This window comes from Mesorhizobium sp. M7A.F.Ca.US.002.01.1.1, from assembly GCF_004022955.1.
GTDB classification, from domain to species: Bacteria; Pseudomonadota; Alphaproteobacteria; order Rhizobiales; family Rhizobiaceae; genus Mesorhizobium; species Mesorhizobium ciceri.
Genome location: NZ_RZQE01000749.1, coordinates 1 through 1,942 on the forward strand (window position 1 = coordinate 1; position 1,942 = coordinate 1,942).

General features: G+C 66.6%; 1 pseudogene. It reads right to left on the reverse strand.

Going from position 1 to position 1,942, the window contains the following annotated elements:
- A pseudogene (locus tag EN932_RS39645) lies at nt 1-1,942 on the reverse strand (autotransporter outer membrane beta-barrel domain-containing protein); the annotation flags it as partial.

Genomic DNA, 1,942 nt, shown 5'->3' on the forward strand with positions numbered 1-1,942 from the left:
CGCCACCGGAGCCGCCGATCGACTGCGCCAGGATGCCGTGGGAATTGGCCTTGTCGGTCTGGATTATGCCGCTGTTTTCGACATTGACCTTGCCGCCGTTGCCGCCGACCTCACCCGAGCCGCCAAGCGACAGGTTTACCGCGACTTCACCGCCATCGCTCTTGCCCTTGCTTTCGCCGGCACCACCTGCGCCGCCGCCGCCACCGACCGACTGCGCGAAGATGCCTATCGAGCGCTCCTGCTTGGTCCATATCGTTGCGCCGGCCATATTGACGACATCGACCTGGTTGCCATTGCCGCCCTTGCCACCCGCACCGCCAAGCGAGCCGCCGATTGCGTAAGTGCCAAGCACGCCAGAGCTGGACGAGCCGCCGACACCGCCGCCGCCACCGATCGAATTGGCGCTGATGCCATAGGAATCGGCGCCGTCCGTGACGATCAGATTGCGGTTGGTCACCGAAACCGTGCCGCCATTGCCGGCGCCGCCGGCACCGAGCGCGATCGCCGCGCCGATACCGACCGAAGTCTCGCCAGCATCGCCTGGGCCGACGATATCCTCTTTGGTCGAAGCCGAGCCGCCGCCGCCGCCACCGCCGCCGATGGACATGGCGAGGATGCCGACCGAGTTGAACCCGCTTGTGCGGATCTCGCCCGAATTATCGACTGCGACACCGACCTTGCCATCGAAACAAGTGGCATTGCCACCTGCGTCCGCGGCACAGGCGGCATCGTTGCCTTCGCCGCCATTGCCGCCGATGCTGACATTTGCGGTAACGCTCGTGCCGGCGGTGCCGCCGACGCGGAAGGCCTGCGTGTTTGTCGCACCGCCCATGCCGCCACCGCCGCCGATCGATTGGGCAACAATGCCGGACGAATAGTCGCCGTCGGTGGTCAAATTGGCGGAATTCGTAACATCCACGGCACCGGACTTGTTGCCTGTGCCACCCGCCCCGCCAACACCAACGTTGACGGCGACGTTGACGCCGTTTTCTGTACCGAGATCGGCCGTCGCGCCATTGGTCGCTCCGCCATTGCCGCCGCCGCCGCCGATCGACTGGGCAACGATCGCGGCGCTCATGTCCCCACCCGTCTTGATCGTCATGGCGTTGTGAACGGCGACATCGCCGCTGATGTTGCCCTTGCCGCCGCCGCCACCGATGGTGACTGTCGCATTGATGCTGGCGTTGACCCCGAAGCCGCCTGCAGCTCCCCAGGAATCGCCGCCATTGCCGCCGCTGCCGGCCACCGATTGCGCGAGGATGCCGATCGCGTTGGCGCCTTTGGTAACGATGCTGCCGCCGCCATTCATGCCGCTGTCGACGATGACGAGGTCGCTCTTGCCACCGTCGCCACCCCAGCCGCCAACAGTGACACCGAGTGAAACGCTGACCCCCGTGCTGGCTGCACCCGAAATCGTGGCAGCGCGGCCGCCATTGCCGCCGCCGCCGCCGATGGACTGGGCAACGATGCCGCCGGAACCGGCTGCGTCGGTGTCGGCAATCAGGTTGCCATCAGCCCGAACCGTTACCTTTCCACCGTTGCCTCCGTTGCCGCCCTCGCCACCCACGGCAACCCCGACCGAGGCGGACACGTAGAGACCAGCGCTGACCGCGCCTGAATAAGCCGAACCGCCGTTGCCGCCACTGCCACCGACCGATTGCGCAAGGATGGCCTTCGAGCCCATGCCGCCGACATGAATGTCACCTTTGTGGGTGACCGTGACCTGGTTGCTGAGATTGCCATCGCCGCCACCGCCGCCGATCGCCACGGAAGCGGCGCCGAACAGACCGACGGCAAACGTTCCGACAGATCCGCCATTGCCGCCACCGCCGCCGACCGACTGGGCGAGAATGCCGTGTGAGAGGGAGCCCACGGTCGTGATGTTGGTGGTGTTCTTGACCTCTACCTCGCCGGCCGCGCCGCCGGCCCCGCCTTTGCCACC